A 19,431-nucleotide genomic window follows, 5' to 3' on the forward strand; every position below is an offset into this window, starting at 1 on the left:
CACCGCACAAAAACCATCGCAAAAGCGATGGTTTTTCGTTTTGCTTTGTTTCTATTGACGATCCCGTTTCGGGGCTTTCTTTCCCCTCTTTTTTTTCTTAACTTACAGCATACCTAATATTTTACTGTATGCGTACAAAAACGGCTCTGGCTATTACGTTACTTGTAATAACATTCGGCTCTATTGGTTTTTACCTCCTCAACACTGCATCTTTTTTCTTTCAAAAAAAATCCGTTAACAAGCCCCAGGCATTACGTATTGAAGGACGGCAGGAGGATGAAGAAGAAAAAGAAGAAGGTGGCGAAAAGCGACGTTTGTATGAATGGAAAATGTTGCATGATCCTGCGACAGGGAAAATTCCCCGTGATGCGCAACGAAAGGATGCAACTTTACTTTCTACTATAAAGGCAAGGCAAAGCAAAGCAGGTTTTCGTCAAACCATTAACAATACATATACAGCTGCGGGGCCCTCGCAAAATGGCGGACGTACACGTACTGTTGCTTATGATATGCGCAATAACGGCGTAATGCTGGCTGCAGGTGTAACGGGCGGCATCTATCGCTCAACCGATGGAGGTAGCAGCTGGACTTATGTTAGCCCGGTAAGTGATGTGCGTATTGTAACAAGTCTTGCACAAGATCCTCGTTCCGGTTTTCAGGATACATGGTATGCAGGTACAGGTGAATTATTAGGTGCATCTGCTGCTTATCCCAATGCTTTTGTACCCGGCTATGGTATTTATAAATCTACAGACAACGGATTAACATGGAGTAAGCTCAGTTCTACCATCATCAGCAGTACGCAAGAAGGCTTCGAAAGTATATTCGATATGGTATTTAATGTACAGGTAGATGGTAATGGCAATGTATATGCAGCCATTCTTAGTTACATCATTCGATCCACTAATGGTGGAACCAGTTGGGGTTTGATATTAAATGAAACCGGCGAATTAGAAAATCCGGATCAGAATATTGAAAACATGATGACGGATATTGTTATTTCTAAACCAGGTGTTGTTCCTGTTCGTTATTATGCTTGCTTTTCAGGAAGAAATCGTGACAGAGATACTGCAGGCGTATGGACTTCAACAAACGGAGCTTTTGGCACATGGACCAGAATTGGACATAGCGATCAGGTTGCGGGATGGCGTGCATACAATAATGGCACCGACGCAAATGGAGATTATACAGGAGGATGGGGTAAAACAGTGTTGGCTGTTGCTCCGAGCAATTCCAATATTTTGTATGTGATGTATCAAAATGCATTCAGCGCTTCATTAAATGTACCTGAAGCAGATATCTTCCGTGCCGATCTTACCAGTTTTCCAACAGTTGCGTGGAGCAGCAACCGGGGGCCCAATCTGCAGGCATTGCGAAACGGAACTACGGGAAGTTATATGGAAACACAAGGAGGCTACAATATGTTGCTTGCTGTGCATCCCACCAACCCCGATATTGTTGTTGCCGGTGGAGTAAATCTTTATCGCTCTGCAAATGCTTTCAGCACTGTGGGTACTTTTATTGGAGGATTAACATCAAATACATATTCCGATCCCAATACTGCTATTCATGTAGACTTTCATTCTTTTGCGTTTCATCCAACCTCACCAAATAGAATGGTTGTTGGAAGTGATGGCGGACTGGCTGTTACAAATGATATAACAGCCGGTACAGTTCTCTGGAGTGGGTTGGGTAATCAATATCAAACCTTACAGTATTATCATATTGCTATTGACCCGGCACCCGGTTCGCTTACATTTGGTGGAGGGGCACAGGATAACTCAACTACTTATCGTGATTCTAAAAACTTTTTAAACGGTTCCGGATTGCAGCCACCAACCGATGCTAATGATCATTATGTATTAATTGGCGGTGATGGAGGCGCTGTAGCATTAACTTCCAGCGGAGGAGCCAATCAGTATTTTTTTGGCAGCGTACAGGAAGGAAGTGTATATAGAGTGTTTGCAAATGGAGCAGCTTCGGCCATTTCAGGAGATCTGAAACCTACCGGATCGCAAAGTGAATTCGTTACTTACTTCCACCTCGATCCGGACAATACAAACATCATGTACTATGCGGGTTTAAATTCACTTTATCGCACAACAAATGCCACAACAGTTTCTGCAGCAGGCTGGACACAGATGACAGGTGTTGCAAGTACATTAACAAGCAGTATTTTTTCTCTTGCAACATCAAGGGGAACTTACAATGGAACATCCAGTCATTTGTATATTGGAACAAGCAATGGAAGAATATATCGTTTAACAAACCCTCGTGATGCACTTGCATCCGCAGTTCCTGTAAACATTAGCCCTTCTCTAGGCATGACAACAAGTTCACTTGTTCGTGAAATTGCAGTTAACCCACGAAACCCCGATACTGTATTGGCCGTTGTATCAAACTACGGTGTTGTAAGTGCCTTCTGGAGTGGCAATGCAACAACTGCAACGCCAACATGGCAACAGGTTGAAGGAAATATTTCTACAGCTTCTTTCAGAACATGTGCAATTGTTACAACAACAACCGGCGTTGAATACTATGTTGGCACTTCTATTGGCCTGTTTAGCACTACTACAATTAATGGAGCAAGTACAACCTGGACAATGGAAGGACCGCCTGTATTACAAGGAGCAATTGTAAACGACCTGGCATTACGAACTACAGACAACACATTATTGATCGGCACACATGGCAATGGTATGTTCTATACAACAATTGGTAACGTGCCTACAGCTGTACCGGATGTTATTGTAAACGATAAGCGTTTTATTACATCTGTATTCCCAACAATTATCAGTAACGATATCAATTTCCGCACAGGTACTATTACAGGTATACGAAGCATCAATTTACGTGTTACAAATATGAGCGGCCAGGTATTGCTGCAAAAAACACAGGCATACCAGGCTGGCACATTGCAGTTGGGCAATCTTTCAACAGGATCTTATTTATTAGAAATCTGGAGCAACGACATAAGGTACAAACATCTTCAGCAATTTGTAAAAGCTAAATAGCATTATGTAATCAGTTGTTTTTATGCATCCATTATACAAACAATAAAAGCATGAAATACGTTTCGGGCTTATTGCTACTACTGGTTTTGAGTTCATTCACAGGTTCTGTCAATTATCCTGTAGCGAAACTTTATGCTTACAGGCAAAAAATAACCAGCGGAGTAAATTCCACTTTCGATAAAAAAGATAAAACTGTTTACCGGAACTACATCTACCTGTTAGTAAAACAAAACAGACAAATTGAAGTAGAACAAGTTTGGATAAATGGCGAAGCTGTTCAATTTAAAACAGGAGAAATAACAAGCCCTGTTATCATTGATGCAGGTGTAAGTCTTTCCGGCAAATCAGCAACAGAAACACTTGTTCCCAAAACCGAACACAAAGTATTAGAACTGATAACCGATAAAAATGCTTCGCCAGATGGAAAAATGTTTCCTCGTGGGTACAGAAGTTATCAGTTATTAATACAGTACAAAGAGGACGGTAAAACATTTTTCCTTGGCAGCAGGTTTTGGAAAACAATAGCATCTTCCGCAAAACAGTAATAAGTGTAAATCTTTAAATCAGGCTGTTACGTACATTCCGTAACAGCTTTTTTTTATCTTTACTGTACAAAATCTATTATCAAATGAAAACAAATATTGTTCTCTCCTTTTTTATATGTGTAGTTGCATTAACAGGATGTAAAAAATTAGGTGTAAATTTTTCCATTGCCAATCAAACAAATTTCCGGGTAGAAAGTTCATCTCCTATTAACCTGCCTTTTGAAATGGGCACACCGGATGTTACCACAAATTCATCGCAGCAATTTGGCAATAACAACACTGCGGCTAATCTTATTAAAGAAATAAAACTGGAAGAATTAAAACTCAGCATTACCAGTCCAACTTCAAAAACATTCAGCTTTTTAAAATCTGTTGAAGTGTATATCTCTACCAACAGCAGCAACGAAATATTATTGGCTAGTCTCGATAATATTGCCTCAACGTCGCAAAGCATAAGCCTAACTACAACAACACAAGATCTTGCCAGATACGTAAAAGCAAGCAGTTATAAATTACGTACAAGAGTAATAACGAAGGAAACGCTTACACAAGCAGTAGATATTCGTGCCGATATTAAGTTTAAAGTAAAAGCCGGTCTGCTGTAAATAATAACTTATTCATTTTGAAGCCTTCTTTAACCGGAAGGCTTTCTTTTTGTACAATATTGCTTGTTTCGTAACCTAATCCGTTTCCGGGTTGTACCTTTGCCGCTATGGCAGTAGCGAACGAGCGAAATATACGCCACTTAAGTCTTGAAGAAATCACAGATTACTTCGAAAGCATTGGCGAAAAGAAATTCAGAGCAAAACAGGTGTACGAATGGCTTTGGCAAAAGCATGCACACAGTTTTGCCGATATGACCAATCTTAGTAAAGAGCTCCGTCAAAAATTAGGTGACTCATTTACTTTACCTGCACTGGCTGTTGATGCAACCCAATACTCTGCAGATGGTACCGTAAAATCGAGATTCCGCACACATGAAGGGCATTTGGTTGAGGGGGTGTTGATTCCTACCGACGATCGTAAAACAGCATGTGTATCTTCTCAAATCGGCTGCTCACTCAGCTGTAAGTTTTGTGCCACCGGCTATATTGATCGGAAGCGTAACCTGAATTACGATGAGATCTATGATGAGGTAGTACTCATTAACCAGCAAAGTGAACGAGTGTATGAAAAAAAGCTCACCAATATTGTTTTTATGGGTATGGGCGAACCCTTGCTCAACTATAGAAATGTATTGAAGGCGATTGAAAAAATTACATCACCCGATGGATTGGGTATGAGCCCACGCCGCATTACTGTATCAACCGCAGGTGTTGCCAAACAAATAAAACAACTGGGCGATGATGAAGTGCGTTTTAAACTGGCCTTGAGTTTACATGCGGCGAATGATGAGAAGCGCCACGAGATAATGCCCATTAACGACAGCAACGATATTAAGTCGCTGATTGAAGCACTGAATTATTTCTATAAGAAAACGGGTAATGAAATAACCTTCGAATACATTTTGTTTAAGGATTTCAACGATTCGCTAAAGGATGCAGATGAGCTGATTAAAATCTATCGCCAGGTTCCTGCCGACCTTATCAATATTATTGAGTACAATCCAATTGACATGGCGAAGTTTCAGAAACCGGATGAAGTTGTAACGGATAAGTTTATGGCCTATCTTGAAAAGAATCGTGTAAATGCACGTTTAAGAAGAAGCCGTGGTAAAGATATTGATGCGGCTTGCGGACAATTAGCCAATAAAGAAGGGCAGATATAAATCAACTTTGTTTTCATAAAAGCAAAAGGCATTTGGTACATGATCAAATGCCTTTTGTTATTAAAGAATTATCATTTTGCACAAACAACTTACAATTGTTTGCAACTATTAACTGAATAATTGAAATGATACTTTTACGAAGTAATAAACCTGTGTAGCTGTTTGCAAAAAAAATCCTTCCTTTGATAAACATAAACCCAAATTCACTAAAATGAAACAACTACTGCTTTCATTCGTGTGCCTGGTTGCAATCAATACTCTTCACTCGCAATGCACAGGTACAGGAAGTATCAACTATCAACAATGGAATAATATTACCGGGGGAAATGTGAGCAACCTCACATCAAATGCAAACTACCCCAACAATCCCTCTGTAACAGGAAGCGTTAATTTGTTTGAAGCGCCAAGTAATATTGGGAACAATATTGGTGTTCGTATTTATGGTTATATCTGCCCTCCTGTAACAGGTACTTATTATTTCTGGGTTGCTGCAGATAATGCAGGTGAACTCTGGTTAAGTACAACGTCGTTTTCAGTTAACAAAGTACGTATTGCTTATACATCAAAGGCAACAAAGGCAAGACAATGGAATGCATCAACTAGTCAGAAATCTGTTGCTATTCCGTTGGTGGCCGGTATTAAATATTATGTTGAAGCATTGATGAAAGAATCAACAGGCAACGATAACCTGGCTGTTGGATGGTCTAAGCCGGGACAAAGCTCTTCTGCTCCATCGGAAGTTATTCCAGGCTCAAGTTTATCCAGAGATCTTGTTTCAGATATCGAAGCACCTTCAGTTCCTTCTGGCCTTGCCGCAAACTTCATTACCACAAGTTCGTATGTACTTGCATGGCTTCCATCAGTAGATAATATAGCTGTTACCGGTTACGATGTTTACCGTAACGGTGTAAAGCTTAACAGCACAACTTTAATTGCTCCATCGTACAGTGTAACAGGGCTTGCACCTAACACAACTTATAATATGACGGTTCGTGCAAAAGATGCTGCAGGTAACGAATCGGTAAGTGCTGAGTTTCCGGTTACCACATTGCCTGTAACTGTTGCCACCGAATCGTTTAATATGCGTACTGTTATTGCAAGGCAGCGTATGCCACACGATCTGCTGTATGGCCCCGACGATAACCTTTGGTACACCGAACGTTTTGCAGGTACGGTAAGTTTTGTTAATCCATCAACCGGAACAAAAAGAGTTGTATTAACGCTGGGCAGTAAAATGGTTCGTGTAAGCGGACAAGATGGATTAATGGGCTTGGCATTACATCCCGAATTTTTAACAGGTAAACCATTTGTATACATTGCATACACTTATCAATCGTTAAGCAATACAGTGCGCAGAATACGTGTTGAACGTTACAGCTACGATGCGTTTACACAAACACTTATTGATCCTGTAACCATTCTGGAAAATATTCCCGGCAGTAACGATCATAACTCTTGTCGTTTAGCAGTTGGTCCGGATACTAAATTATATTTTACGATTGGTGATATGGGTGCAGGCCAGTTTGATAATATCAGCCGTACCAACAACTCGCAAAACCTTTCTGTTTATGAAGGAAAAATTCTTCGCTTTAATACAGAATTAGAAAGCGGTTCATGGATTCCTGCAGACAATCCGTTTACAAGCGGCGGTCAACCAACTGCAGTATTTTCATTCGGTCATCGCAATGCTCAAGGTTTGGTTTGGGGTAATGTAAATGGTACATCTATTCTTTACAGCTCGGAACATGGACCGTATAGCGACGATGAGATCAATATTATTGAGTCGGGACGTAACTATGGCTGGCCACAGGTTTCCGGTTATTGCGACGGCAACTATAACGGACGTAATATTGGTGGCTTTGATGTTGTAAATGAGCAAACCAATTGCACAACCTTAAATGCAAAAGAGCCATTACGTTCAATCTTCCCTTCATCAAATCCTCCTACCGGTGGCGATAATATGTTGTGGCCTTCAATTGGTCCTTCGGGTACCGATTTTTATGGCAGCACTTCAATTCCGGGTTGGCAAAACTCTTTATTGGTTGCAACTTTAAAAGGCGGTGTTATTGCACGCTACAAATTAAGTAACGATGGTTTGCAGATTATTTCTGACACCATCAACTATTTCCGTGGCATGGGTCGCTATCGTGATGTTGCTGTAAGCCCCGATGGTTTAAAAATTTATGTTGCCTGCGATTCAAGCGGGTCAACATCAGGCCCAACAGGCAATGTAACAACAACACCTGCAAACCCCGGAAGTATTTTAGAGTTTACTTATGTGCCAGGTTCTATGCGTCAATATGTACAAACAGGGCCAACTACTATCCAAAACACATTGCCTGCAGATAAAAAGGATAATACAATTGATATTTATCCTAACCCTGCTACCAATTTTATTGTGGTGTACAACTATGCTGCAGAAGCGGGAAGAATGGTAACTCTCTTCGATATGAATGGAAGAACCGTTAAACAACAGCTCACCAATGGAACTGCAACCAGAATAGATACACGGGAAGTTCCGAACGGAATGTATATTCTCCGCATTACAAATGCAACAGGATCTATACTCCATACCGAAAAACTTGTAATCAGAAAATAAACTGAGCAGTAATAAAAAAAGCGACTCCAATTGGAGTCGCTTTTTTTATTATTGCTTTCGATACTTTTTAAATTAAAATCTTGGTCTTCCGCCCTGGCCTCCAAAATTTCCACCGGGAGTTCCTGTTCCTGTACGGCGACCACCGCCTTGACCTCCGCCAAACTTACGTGGGTAAAACGCAACGGTAAGCATGTAAAATTGCTGCAGCCCGTTTGTAACAGTTGTAGTGATGGTATTGTTGCTGGAACCGATTGAAATGTTTTTGTTCTGACGCAGAATATCCATTGCAGAAAATTTTGCTTCCAGCTGCTTGCTTTTTAAGAAGCGGTAGCTGAGGAATGCATTCCACAGTGCAGAGGTTTGGTTGGTTGTTGTGTTCTTTACATAATTAAGTGTGTTACTCAATGTAAAATCTTTCGGGTATTGCAGATTAATATTTGCACTGGTGATGTAGTTCTTGTTTTTAAACGATCGCAGATTGGCACCTGTTTGAATACTGTTGCTCATATTAATGCCCTGCGATACGGAGAAGTTTACAATTTCACCCACAGCAAAATAAACACGCAATGAATTGTTTATATTCTGAATGCGTGAAGTTGAAAATATATTATCGATATAGTTGGGCGATCTGCTGTTATTGATCGATCCATTATAGGTAAACTGTAAAACATTTTTCTTTAAGCGGATAGATGTATTAAAGTTACCGCCGATGTTCCAGTTACTTCTTCCGTCAATATTGATCAGGTAAACATTTTTACGTCCGAGACTATCATAGAAACTACTGTCCGCAACATCATTTCTTACCGTAACATAATTACCGTTAATGCCGAAATTGATATCGGCTTTTTTATTTCTGTTGCCGCCTCTTCCGTAATTAAGATTAATGCCAAATGTGTTTGACTTCGACGGGCTTAAAGAAGCATTGCCATAATTGAACGAATAAAGATTTGCACTGTCGATGATGGGATACAACTGGTCTAACCCCGGAATTGAATAGTTGATATTGTGCGAAAGGCTGGCGTTAACATTATAACCATTCGCTTTCTGGTAATAATAGTTGATGTTGGAGTTAGGCGTAAAGAATATAAAATCCCTTGTAAGATTTCGATTAGCAAAATTCGATTGATCTTTTTCACGCAGAAACTGCCCACCCAGGTTTGTGGAAATGGTGATAGTCCTGAAGTATCTGTTCGACAATCGTTTTGAAAAAGATTTCGACAGGTTAAGTGCGGGCTCTTCGCTTATACGATTGCTTTGGTGAATGTTTGTGATTTTGGCGTTGCCTACATAAAACTTAGTTACAGAATCGAAATCGCTCACATTGTATGTAAGATCGGACTGGCCAATATTAAGATTGTTGGTCAATCGCATATTTATATTCCAGAGATTATTGCTTCCGAACAGCAGACGCTTTAACGCATTGTAAGTAACATTAACTGTGCCATTCCAGTTGCTTGAGTTTGTATTGTACAAACGGTTAAATGAAGTATTACGGCCCGGATCTTCAAAAGACACAAGATCGCTGAGGCTTTTGCGGATGCTCTCGTTTTCGCTATAGTTTGCATTAAACCGCAATGAAAAACTTTTCAGGTTACGTTCATCGCTGTCTTTATTTAAAAAGTTACCACCAAAACTTAAGCTGCGGCTTTTTGTTTCCGACTCCGAAAATTCGTTGCTTTCACTAACAACGCCTTTTCCTTCACGCTCAGTAACTGTTTTTCCGTTTGAATTGCCAAAGCCAACATTGTCGTTTACCGATGCACGAAGGTTAAGATCTTTATCAATATCTCTTTTATTATAACTTACCGAAAATGTTTTGGTGTCGTTTTCCTGTGTTGAATTACGGATGGATGATTTGTAAAACGAATTACCTGCTGCACTTGTAATGGCATCGGATTGAGAATTGACGTAGTTGATCGTTCCTCTGCCGGTTAAATCGAAATCCAGTTCGTTGCTTCGCTGATTATTGGTTGTTTCAATAAAACTATGCTGAAGGTTAGCACCCAGAAAATAAAATTTGTTTACGCCACGACCTGCAAAATTTGCCACATACCTGTTGCGTGGATTAAAGCTGCGGAAAGTGGTTTCGCCCAACAGCGACTGCAGATCATCTACATTCTTATTAATGTTATTGATGGCGCCACCAATGCCAAGCCTTGTTTTTTTATTGAATGCCTGCAAACCAAGATCAGCTTCAAAGCGTTTATCGGTACCAATGCCTGCACTGCCTTTTCCGAAGTATCCTTTTTTCTTATCAGCTTTCAGTTTAATGTTCATGGTAAGCAACGAATCGGCAGCGGTACGTTCAGCAGCACTCTTCGTTCGGTCTTCTTCGGTATATACCTGAATTTTTTCAATGGCATTTTTCGGAAGGTTTTGTGTTGCAATAGCAGGATCGTTACCAAAGAAGGGCTTCCCATCAACATACACATTGGTAACTTTCTTTCCGTTTACTGTTACGGTACCATCGCCCCACAAAGTAATACCGGGCACTTTCCGCAACATATCCTCCACAACTGCATTTGAATCGAGTTTAAATGCAGCAGGATTAATTTCCAACGTGTCACCATTCATACGTATAGGCACTACGGCTGTAATCACAACCTCATCAAGTGCTTTAAAATTTGTATTAAGTTTTATGGTATTGAAATTATACGCAGGCTTTAAACTATCCAGTGTAATAATTTTTGAAAACGATTTGAAGCCTGAAAACGTAAGACTAACAATGATGGGAACATTTAAAGGCACCTGCTGAAAATTAAATTCTCCGGCAGTATTTGTAAGTTGGTAATTGAGCAATGATGAATCGCTTTTTTTATACAACAGCACAGTTACGGCTTCTAATCCGTAATCGTTGGCCGAGTCCTTCACCACACCAACTATTGAGCCTGCAGGAGTTTCTGTTTTTTGTTGTGCAAAAATGAATGTGGGTAAAAGCAGTAATAAAAGGGTTGCTGGTTTTAGTTTCATTTGTTTTTGATGATAGGTTTCAAGATGATGATAACGGGATTTGAAGTTGATTTACTCTTATCAAAATAGCTTGTAAGTAATTCGCTGTATACCGGGTTGCGATGTTTTTCTGCATCTCGTGAACGGAACATTGCATCGGACGAAATACTGCTGTACAAAGCCGCATTATCGTAGTACTGAATATTCCAGCCCATAACAGGCAGATAGGCATTTGTACTATCGGCCGATACTTTGTTCATATTGTAAAAGCGGTTCGTGCTTTTGTCGAAAATGAAACGACGGTCTCTTTTCTGATAGTCCAGCGCAAAAAATAAAAAGTTATTGAATGGAATCAATCCATTTATTCGCCACGCAAAACCAGGGTTTGTTTGCTTGTACTCTCTCAACTCGTTGCGTGATGAAAATTCTTTTGTAAAAAATGTTTTAGGTACTGTGTTTTCAAATGGCAAAACAAAATTGTACAATACTGTAACACTATCGGGAGTTAATTGATAAACCGAATTATAGTAAGGTCGTGTAAAGAGCAATGTATTTGGTTTACCCGTACTGAAAAATTCAATATTTGCAGGTTCGCCTAAGTATGTTGCTTTTCTTTTACTGTATGGAAAGTATGAACCGATCGTTTTTTGACCGTTTGATATTTTTAATTCATAATCTAAAGTGTCTTTTGCATCGCTGTAACTCATAACCGAACTGTAAACCCATTGGCCGGGCGAAAGCAAAACCGGATTTGCCATAAAAATTCCCAAGTCCGGCACTTCGCTTATCTGCTCTTTTTCGATGTTGTTAAGATTATAGAGCACTGCTCTCCCATACTTCGATGCACTTTTCGAAAGCGGTGCATGTACCAGTTCGTCTCGTTCCTGCTCGGTTAACCGATACGATTTGTTTGCCTGCAGAATATACAGTGCATTTTCCTTCTGCATCCATTGCAATGCTGCAATTGTGTATTTATCATCTTTATACCTCTTTACAAACTTTCCTGTTTTATCGAAGAAGTAAAGGGCCTGCGTATCAAAATCAAAAACAATAAAATACTGTGTTGTTACCACCAGTTGGCTGATCTGTCCGAAAAGACTTTGCCTGGTTGTTTCGAGAGGAATGTAGGTTACACTTTCGAATAAACGGGAAACGGGTGCTCCAATAGCAGAAGCCGGATCGAAATAAAGTGTTTGTGCAGGTTGAGCTGCTGACAGTTGGGCAATAAAAAGGAGTAAGGCAGCAAAAACATTTCTCATAGTCCAGTTTGACGATTTGTTTAAAGAATACTTGCAAGATAATTTTCGAAATGCACCTATGGTTTATGCAATGGTTGAACGGTTATGTAAACGTTTGGCCGTGCTAAAAATTTCAGCACTTGAAAAAGCCGACAACTAACAACTGGTATTTTAACGGCCTCATTGTTTTAAAAGCGCATATCTTTTCTTCATTTTCTAAGTAATCAAGGGCAATTTTCTGCCCTTGTCCATTTAAGTTACCTTTGCGCCTCATCCTGTTGCAAAACAGCAAAACATACAAGCATGGCAAAAAGCAATTTTGGAAAATTTACCGGGCGTAAAACCAATGCCCAGATCAAAGAAGAATTCCGCCAGGAAAAGAAAAAGGCACGTGAAGAAAAGAATGCCTACTTCGAAAAGAAAAAAGCAGAAGAAAAAAAATTAAGACCGCAGGACACAAGGTTCAAGAAACAAGAACCAAGAGGCAAAGGATTTGAAACCAGAAACGAGAAACCAGAAACGGGCAACAAGCGGCCAAGCCGATTTGAAAAAGAAGCTCCCGCAAAACAGGTTAAAAAAACAGTAAAAGAAGACACCCGCTTCAAAGCAGAAAAAGCACCGGAACCTATCACTTTCAGAAAAGAAAAAAGCGATGCAGAAATGCCGCTGAACAAATACATTGCTCATTGCGGTGTTTGCAGCCGAAGAGATGCTGTTGAATTAATTAAAGCAGAGAAAGTAAAAGTAAATGGAACGGTTGTTACCGAGCCCGGTCATAAAATTCAGGATAACGACGCTGTAATTGTAAACGGCAAAAAAATTGCCATTCAGAAAGAACTGGTGTACATCCTGCTTAATAAACCCAAAGATTATATTACTACGTCTGATGATCCGCAGGGAAGAAAAACCATTATGGATCTGATGAGAGGCGTTTCAACCAACCGCATTTATCCTGTTGGACGTTTAGACAGAAATACAACCGGTGTACTGTTACTCACCAACGACGGAGAGCTTACACAGAAACTATCGCATCCAAGTTTCCAGGTAAAGAAAGTGTACGAAGTAACACTGGATCGTCCGTTGGAAAAAGGCGATTTTGAAAAAATGATGAACGGGCTTACGCTGGAAGATGGGTTTATTGCACCAGATGCATTGGGCTATGCCGATCCGAAAAATAAAAAAATTGTTGGCATTGAAATTCATAGCGGACGTAACCGCATTGTGCGCCGTATGTTTGAACATTTGGGTTACGATGTAAAAGGACTTGATCGTGTATTGTTCGCCAACCTTACCAAGAAGAATGTTGATCGTGGCAGATGGCGTTACCTTAATGAAAAAGAAGTGCGTTTACTCAAGTTCCTGAACAAATCGTTTGTAAAAAAGAAAGAAGAAAAAAAAGGCAAGAACAGAGATGAGGAATAAGATTGATATTATTGCTGAAACAGAACACTGGATCGCTTTGAACAAACCTTCCGGGCTTCTTTCCATACCCGACAGGGAACAAAGCGAACCTTCGTTGAAAGATTGGCTGAATGAGAAATACGGTAAAGTATGGATCGTTCATCGCCTGGATAAATTTACAAGTGGCTTAATTGTTTTTGCAAAAGATGAAGCAACGCACAAGTTGCTTTCAAAACAATTTGAAGAACGTGAAGTAGAAAAATTTTACCTCGGTCTTGTACATGGCACGCCGGTGCAGGAAGAGGGCAGCATTGATGCAGCCATTATGGAGCATTCGGTAAAAAAATCTACATACGTAACGCATGCTAAAGGAAAGGCTTCGTTAACCGATTACAAAGTGCTGCACGAATATGGCTCTTACAGCTGGGTGCAGTTTCAGATACATACGGGTCGTACACACCAGATACGTGTACACATGAAGCACATTGGCCACCCGATTGTTTGCGATGATATTTATGGAACAACTGTACCTGTTTTATTGTCTTCTCTCAAACGGAAAAAATTCAAACTGTCGAAAGCAGATGAAGAAGAACGTCCGTTGATGAACAGACTTGCATTGCATGCATGGAAACTGAAGTTTACCGATGTAGATGGTACAACGAAAGAGCTGGAAGCACCAGTATCAAAAGACCTGAAAGCAATGTTGCAGCAGTTCGAGAAATGGATTAAATAAACAGCTGCATGCTTTTAGCTAATTAGCTTCAAGCAAAAGAAGAAAGTCTTACTACCAATAATAAAAAAGCCCCGTTAAGGGGCTTTTGCACAGCAGAGTATAACCAATAGGAAACTTACTTACTTGTTTGGTTGGGGTGTATAGCGGAGGTAAGGCTTTACAATCTTCACTCCTTTTGGAAATTTAGCAACTGCCGCTTCTGTTGTTACAGAGTTGGCAACAATCACATCATCACCATCTTTCCAATCAGCAGGTGTTGCAACTGTGTATTGAGCAGATAACTGTAATGAATCAATTACACGCAATACTTCGGTAAAGTTACGTCCTGTTGAAGCAGGATAAGTGATGTACAGTTTTACTTTTTTATCGGGGCCGATGATAAACAATGAACGAACAGTTAATGTTTCGTTTGCATTCGGATGAATCATGTCGTACAAACCGGCAACCGTTCTGTCTTCATCAGCAATGATGGGGAACTCAACACTGGTATGTTGTGTTTCGTTAATGTCGTTGATCCAGCTTTTGTGGCTTTCAACAGCATCTACACTCAACGCTAATACTTTTACGCCACGCTTTTCAAACTCGCTTTTCAACAATGCAGTTTTACCAAGCTCGGTTGTACATACAGGCGTATAATCTGCAGGGTGCGAAAACAACACGCCCCAGCTATCGCCCAGGAACTCATAAAAATCAATTTCACCAATGGAGGTCTTTGCTTTAAAATTTGGCGCTACATCGCCTAAACGTAAACTCATGTTAAACAGATTTAATAGTGAATAATTGTTAAGGCCGTAAAGATATGTATTCCCTACCTAATGAATAGACTTTATGTACAAAAAATTTTCCCTACAAACATCAGTTAGGAAACATCGGGTAACTCATTGCTTTCATCTTTGCGTTTAGCATTGCGGCCTTTGGTGAGTAAGGCTTTTCCAAAGCGTTCTTTTACATTGTCAATTGCCTTGTACAGTTCATTTTTCTTTTGTACATCCTGGAAAAGATTTGTTTGAGCTGCTTCTTCTGTTAACTCACTTAATTTAACGCCGAGCAAACGAACAGGTTGCCCTTTTTTATACAATTGATGAAACAATTGTTTGGCATTATAGATCAGCTCATCATCATAAAATGTATAGGGAACTGATGCCTGCCGCTGTTGTGTTTCAAAATTTGGATAACGTATCTTGACGGAAACACAACCGGCCATTTTATTTTCCTGCCTTAGTTCATGTGCAATTTTTTCAGTTAAGCGAACGATCTCTGCTTCAAGAAAAGGAATATCGCTTCTGTTTTCGTGAAAAGTATTTTCGCTGGAAATTGATTTCGATTCGTGGTAAGCTGCCACCTCGCTGAAGCTGATGCCGTGTGCCCGTTGCCATAGGTCTCTGCCATGTTTGCCCAGTTGTTGTTCAAGCATTACAGGATTTACATTCTGCAGATCGCCAATGGTTTCAATACCGAGGTCGAGTAATGTATGATAGGCTTTCTCGCCAATACCCGGAATTTTATTTACACGCAACGGGGCAAGAAATTCTTTTTCCTTTCCGTGTTCAATAACTATATAATTGTTGGGCTTGGCTAAGTCTGTTCCGATTTTTGCCACCAGTTTGTTCGATGCCATTGCAAACGAAATAGGCAACTGTGTGGCATCAATAATTTCCTGCCGCAGATCGATGGTCCATTGTACCGGATCAAAGAAACGATCCATACCTGTTAGGTCAATATAAAACTCATCAATGGATGCTTTCTGAAACAAAGGCGCTTTTGCTGCAATAATATCTGTTACCCAACGTGAATAGCGACTGTAATCGCCTCTCGTTCCCTGCAACACAATTGCCTGCGGACAAAGTTTCATCGCCTGCGCCATGGGCATGCCACTGTGTACACCAAACACACGTGTTTCGTAACTGCAGGTGCTTACCACACCCCGCTCTCTTGTTCCACCTACAATAACAGGTTTACCAACGAGTGAAGGATCGTTCAACCGTTCAACTGATACAAAGAATGTATCGAGATCAAAATGTGCTATGATACGTTTATTCGCCAAATCAACACGCTTATTAAACAGCAAGGTACAACATTGAAAAAAATGAGTAGTATTGCGCAAACTTTTACTTAATGAAATCTCCAAAAATAGTTGCTGCACTTTTTGCAATTGCGTTTGTAGCTGCATCCTGTTCAAAAGAAAAATCGTTTAGTGCCAATGGATCAAACGGTTCCGGCACAGGCAGCATTCAAGGTAACTGGAAATTTATTTCTACTTCCGGCATAACCAGTACTTCTACTGTAGAGAATAATTCAGGTATAGAATCGAAGGCTGAAATCATCCTACGCTATGCTTCCAGTAACCCTGTTGGAGTTTATAACATCAGCGGCACAATATTTAAAGGCGTTGGTGTAGGTTATGATTATAATGGCAAGTTAATTCTTCGCCAACTCGAAAACAATGTTGTACAATTTGAAGATTCATCGGATATAAGCATGCCCATGCCTCCTTCAAACAGCGAAAGCAAATACAAATTGATCGGTACAGATTCTATTTACTTTGAAACAGGAGCTTTAAGCGGCCCTTCAGCACCAGGTAGTACTGCTCCTGCAGTAACAGGTGTAGGCTGTAAATACAAACTGGAAGGTAATCGTCTTACCTTTATTATGAAAACAAGTATACCGCAGGTAATTACACAGAATGGTATTACACTAAAGGTTACGCAAAGTACAGATGTGAATATTGTACTCGAAAAACAATAACAAATTGATTTTTTCCTGTCTTTAAAGCTCCTTTGATCGGGAGCTTTTTTTATGCGCCCAATTTAGGTTGCAGATTAAATCCTGAACCGTTATTTTTATTTCATGAACCTCGATTGGCTTAAAAGCGGCATTGCACCATTAGACAACCTTATCTCCTTTTTGCACAAGCAAAGCAAAACAAGTGATGTACTGAAGAAACAGGTACTCATGGAACTCCGCAATAATCTTAATGTTTTCAAAAATGGTTTTCTGAACGAAGTATCGGCTGATAAGATCATTGATCTGCTCAGCAACGACGCTATCCAAGAAGCCATCAAACAAAACTTTGCGTTTAAAAAATTAAAGGCCGGGACTATTGAACCCTATCATGTGTACGACGATCGTAATAAACGTTATATCGGCTGGAATGCAGAACGACTCATTGACAAGATCGATGAAAAAATTGTAGAGCTGAAAACATTGAAGAAAATGAGCAATGGCTCTATTGCAGATGTAAAGAACAATGTGCAACTCATGATCAGCAATCTTTATTTCCGTATGAAATTGTTGGCTGATTTTTTAAGAAGTGATTTCAAATAAACAAACCCCGACGTTACAGTCGGGGTCGTTTCACAGTACAGATGTTTTCGACGGATGAACAACGGACCTTATTTGGTATTTAATTGTTGAATCAGGGCAAGCAATTGGGCTTCGGTTACTTCAGTAAGGTTAAAGGTTACACCATAATATGTTTTACCACTAGCAGGCGCACCTACTGTTACATCCTGCATTTCTGCATAAATTTTATTGTCTTTAAATGTGATGGCAAGGAATGTACCTTCGATACCGATAGGGAAACTGTTCTGGTAACTTAACAAACCATCTTTACCTGCAGGTGCGTTCACAATTTTGTTGTACAATTTCACCAGTGTGTTTTGTTGTTTTACTTTAAAGAACAGCATGCTTGGCTCACCACCCATATAACTTGTGCTTGTTGCCGAATTCCATTGGTTGCTGAAATAACCCAGCACAGTTGTTTTCGGACGTGGATCACTCATCAATGCATCACAGTTACGCCATACACCAAGACTATCCAGATTGAAAGAAGAAGTACCATTGTTATTGTTCACAGCGAAGTTGCCATTCTGTTCCCAGTTAACACCACGTGGTACATAACCTGTTTGCGAAAGACTGACAGATGTATTCTCATGATCATGTCCATTGATGGTATAGGTGACTGCACTATCGCCACGCCACATTGGTATTTCACGGATCTGTTGACCATTGGCACCGGCTTTGGGAGCAGCAGGAACCACTACCTGCGCAGGAGCATTCAATTGTAATTCATCAGCACCCTGGTTTGCTTTCACGGTCATTTCACCATAAGAGATGAGCATGTTGCCGCTTGCTTCTGTAGGGCGATTGGCCAGCAACATATCAGCTGCCTGGTACATATCTTTTACCTGTACCGTAACGCTACCTGTTACAAGTTGTCCGTTTGATTTTTTGAAGGCATTTGCAGGAAAATTGATCTTTGTGCCCTTGCTGGTGATGAGGTTACCACCTGTTGATGCATCGATGGTAAACGCTTCATACTTGGGTGCATTGGCATCGAAAAAGGTTTTTACTTTTTGTTCGAACACATGTGGCACTACATATGTGCCACGATCTTTTTTACAAGCAGTAAAACTGATGGCTGCTGCAATTGCTACGGTTGAGATGATTGACTGTTTCATAAAATGAGTTTTAATTGTTTGAGTTGTTTTGTTTGTTGTTTGGAAGTATATCAGCAGCAGGAAAAGTTTGTTACCCTGTTTGGGAAAGAAATTTTCAGATTATTTCTAAGTCATTGATTTAGAATGGGCTTAAAGAGAGTTTATTGGGGTAACGGGGTGTTGAATAACTATGAACCAGTTGTTGCGTCGCACACTACAGGAACAACAACACTATCAGCTTTCTTTTTACATTATGTTTTTCAATTAGCTTTACCTGCAAAATGAAATTCACACTATTTTTTCTTTGTGTTGCTTTGTTGCATGGCTGTTTTTCTAAAAATGCAGAATCAGAAACTTTCCTAATTCCTCAGGGGCTTACTGGAAATATTACTATCTACTATAATGAATCTACAGGAGAACGAAAAAATTATATGGATAACCGAAGAGTTTATAACATACCTCAAAACCATGTTCTAAACACACAATTTGAAGTGAACAACGGTTGGTTAGATCAGAAATTCTATTACGTTCTTGAAAGTGGAAATAAAAAGGAAATATCTCTTGACAGCACTAAACTTTATTATGACGAGCCAGAATTAGCTGTTCAATTCAAAAAAAATCACATAAAGGATACTTTGATTATGCTATGGGGAATAGCAGGTAAAGAGGGCAATAGATATTACCAAAAATTTGTAATAGGAACCTATGAAAATCCAAATTCAATCGACACATTAGGTTTGTAATA

The 19,431-nt window shown here is 39.9% G+C and carries 15 protein-coding genes; 10 read left to right on the forward strand and 5 right to left on the reverse strand.

Features of this window, described 5'->3' with window-relative positions; translation table 11 throughout:
* The first annotated feature begins 128 nt into the window (after positions 1–128).
* From ESA94_RS13860 to ESA94_RS13880, 5 genes are all read left to right on the forward strand, one after another.
* Positions 129–3,014 (forward strand): T9SS type A sorting domain-containing protein, encoded by a 2,886-nt coding sequence (locus tag ESA94_RS13860; protein ID WP_129131527.1) that lies wholly within the window; start codon positions 129–131, stop codon positions 3,012–3,014.
* A 50-nt stretch (positions 3,015–3,064) separates the two neighbouring features.
* Positions 3,065–3,559, forward strand: a complete 495-nt coding sequence (locus ESA94_RS13865; RefSeq protein WP_129131528.1) for a hypothetical protein — start codon at positions 3,065–3,067, stop codon at positions 3,557–3,559.
* An 83-nt stretch (positions 3,560–3,642) separates the two neighbouring features.
* Positions 3,643–4,164, forward strand: coding sequence for a hypothetical protein (locus tag ESA94_RS13870; RefSeq protein ID WP_129131529.1), 522 nt, complete (start codon positions 3,643–3,645; stop codon positions 4,162–4,164).
* Between the two features lie 107 nt (positions 4,165–4,271).
* Positions 4,272–5,327, forward strand: a complete 1,056-nt coding sequence (gene rlmN / locus ESA94_RS13875; RefSeq protein WP_129131530.1) for a 23S rRNA (adenine(2503)-C(2))-methyltransferase RlmN — start codon at positions 4,272–4,274, stop codon at positions 5,325–5,327.
* A gap of 211 nt (positions 5,328–5,538) precedes the next feature.
* Positions 5,539–7,926 (forward strand): PQQ-dependent sugar dehydrogenase, encoded by a 2,388-nt coding sequence (locus ESA94_RS13880; RefSeq protein ID WP_129131531.1) that lies wholly within the window; start codon positions 5,539–5,541, stop codon positions 7,924–7,926.
* Between the two features lie 72 nt (positions 7,927–7,998).
* Here the strand turns inward: ESA94_RS13880 and ESA94_RS13885 are convergent, their stop codons facing one another.
* Both ESA94_RS13885 and ESA94_RS13890 read right to left on the reverse strand, forming a co-directional pair.
* On the reverse strand, positions 7,999–10,896 hold the full coding sequence (locus ESA94_RS13885; RefSeq protein ID WP_129131532.1) for an outer membrane beta-barrel protein: 2,898 nt from the start codon (positions 10,894–10,896) through the stop codon (positions 7,999–8,001).
* The gene (locus ESA94_RS13890; RefSeq protein ID WP_129131533.1) at positions 10,893–12,134 is read right to left on the reverse strand and encodes a 6-bladed beta-propeller; all 1,242 of its coding nucleotides are present in this window, start codon (positions 12,132–12,134) and stop codon (positions 10,893–10,895) included. Before ESA94_RS13890 ends, ESA94_RS13885 begins: the two co-directional genes overlap by 4 nt.
* Positions 12,135–12,416: 282 nt before the next feature.
* Here ESA94_RS13890 and ESA94_RS13895 point away from each other — a divergent pair, with 282 nt between their 5' ends.
* Positions 12,417–13,535, forward strand: coding sequence for a pseudouridine synthase (locus ESA94_RS13895; protein WP_129131534.1), 1,119 nt, complete (start codon positions 12,417–12,419; stop codon positions 13,533–13,535).
* Positions 13,525–14,247: an RluA family pseudouridine synthase gene (locus ESA94_RS13900; RefSeq protein WP_129131535.1), complete on the forward strand. Its 723-nt coding sequence runs from the start codon at positions 13,525–13,527 to the stop codon at positions 14,245–14,247. Before ESA94_RS13895 ends, ESA94_RS13900 begins: the two co-directional genes overlap by 11 nt.
* 119 nt (positions 14,248–14,366) lie before the next feature.
* Here the strand turns inward: ESA94_RS13900 and ESA94_RS13905 are convergent, their stop codons facing one another.
* Together ESA94_RS13905 and dinB are read right to left on the reverse strand one after the other, a co-directional pair.
* Positions 14,367–15,002, reverse strand: a complete 636-nt coding sequence (locus ESA94_RS13905; protein WP_129131536.1) for a peroxiredoxin — start codon at positions 15,000–15,002, stop codon at positions 14,367–14,369.
* Positions 15,003–15,106: 104 nt separating this feature from the next.
* Positions 15,107–16,291 (reverse strand): DNA polymerase IV, encoded by a 1,185-nt coding sequence (gene dinB, locus ESA94_RS13910; protein ID WP_240671059.1) that lies wholly within the window; start codon positions 16,289–16,291, stop codon positions 15,107–15,109.
* A 71-nt stretch (positions 16,292–16,362) separates the two neighbouring features.
* On the opposite strand from dinB, the gene ESA94_RS13915 reads away from it, so the two are divergent.
* Both ESA94_RS13915 and ESA94_RS13920 read left to right on the forward strand, forming a co-directional pair.
* On the forward strand, positions 16,363–16,992 hold the full coding sequence (locus tag ESA94_RS13915; RefSeq protein ID WP_129131538.1) for a hypothetical protein: 630 nt from the start codon (positions 16,363–16,365) through the stop codon (positions 16,990–16,992).
* A gap of 102 nt (positions 16,993–17,094) precedes the next feature.
* Positions 17,095–17,571, forward strand: coding sequence for a hypothetical protein (locus ESA94_RS13920; RefSeq protein WP_129131539.1), 477 nt, complete (start codon positions 17,095–17,097; stop codon positions 17,569–17,571).
* Positions 17,572–17,639: 68 nt separating this feature from the next.
* Here the strand turns inward: ESA94_RS13920 and ESA94_RS13925 are convergent, their stop codons facing one another.
* Positions 17,640–18,707 carry a hypothetical protein gene (locus tag ESA94_RS13925; RefSeq protein ID WP_129131540.1) on the reverse strand — a complete coding sequence of 356 codons (1,068 nt, stop codon included), beginning with the start codon at positions 18,705–18,707 and terminating at the stop codon, positions 17,640–17,642.
* A 260-nt stretch (positions 18,708–18,967) separates the two neighbouring features.
* Between ESA94_RS13925 and ESA94_RS13930 the strand changes: the two genes are divergently transcribed.
* Positions 18,968–19,429 (forward strand): DUF6843 domain-containing protein, encoded by a 462-nt coding sequence (locus tag ESA94_RS13930; RefSeq protein ID WP_129131541.1) that lies wholly within the window; start codon positions 18,968–18,970, stop codon positions 19,427–19,429.
* Positions 19,430–19,431: the final 2 nt, after the last annotated feature.

It is taken from the genome of Lacibacter luteus, from assembly GCF_004118265.1.
Taxonomy (GTDB): domain Bacteria; phylum Bacteroidota; class Bacteroidia; order Chitinophagales; family Chitinophagaceae; genus Lacibacter; species Lacibacter luteus.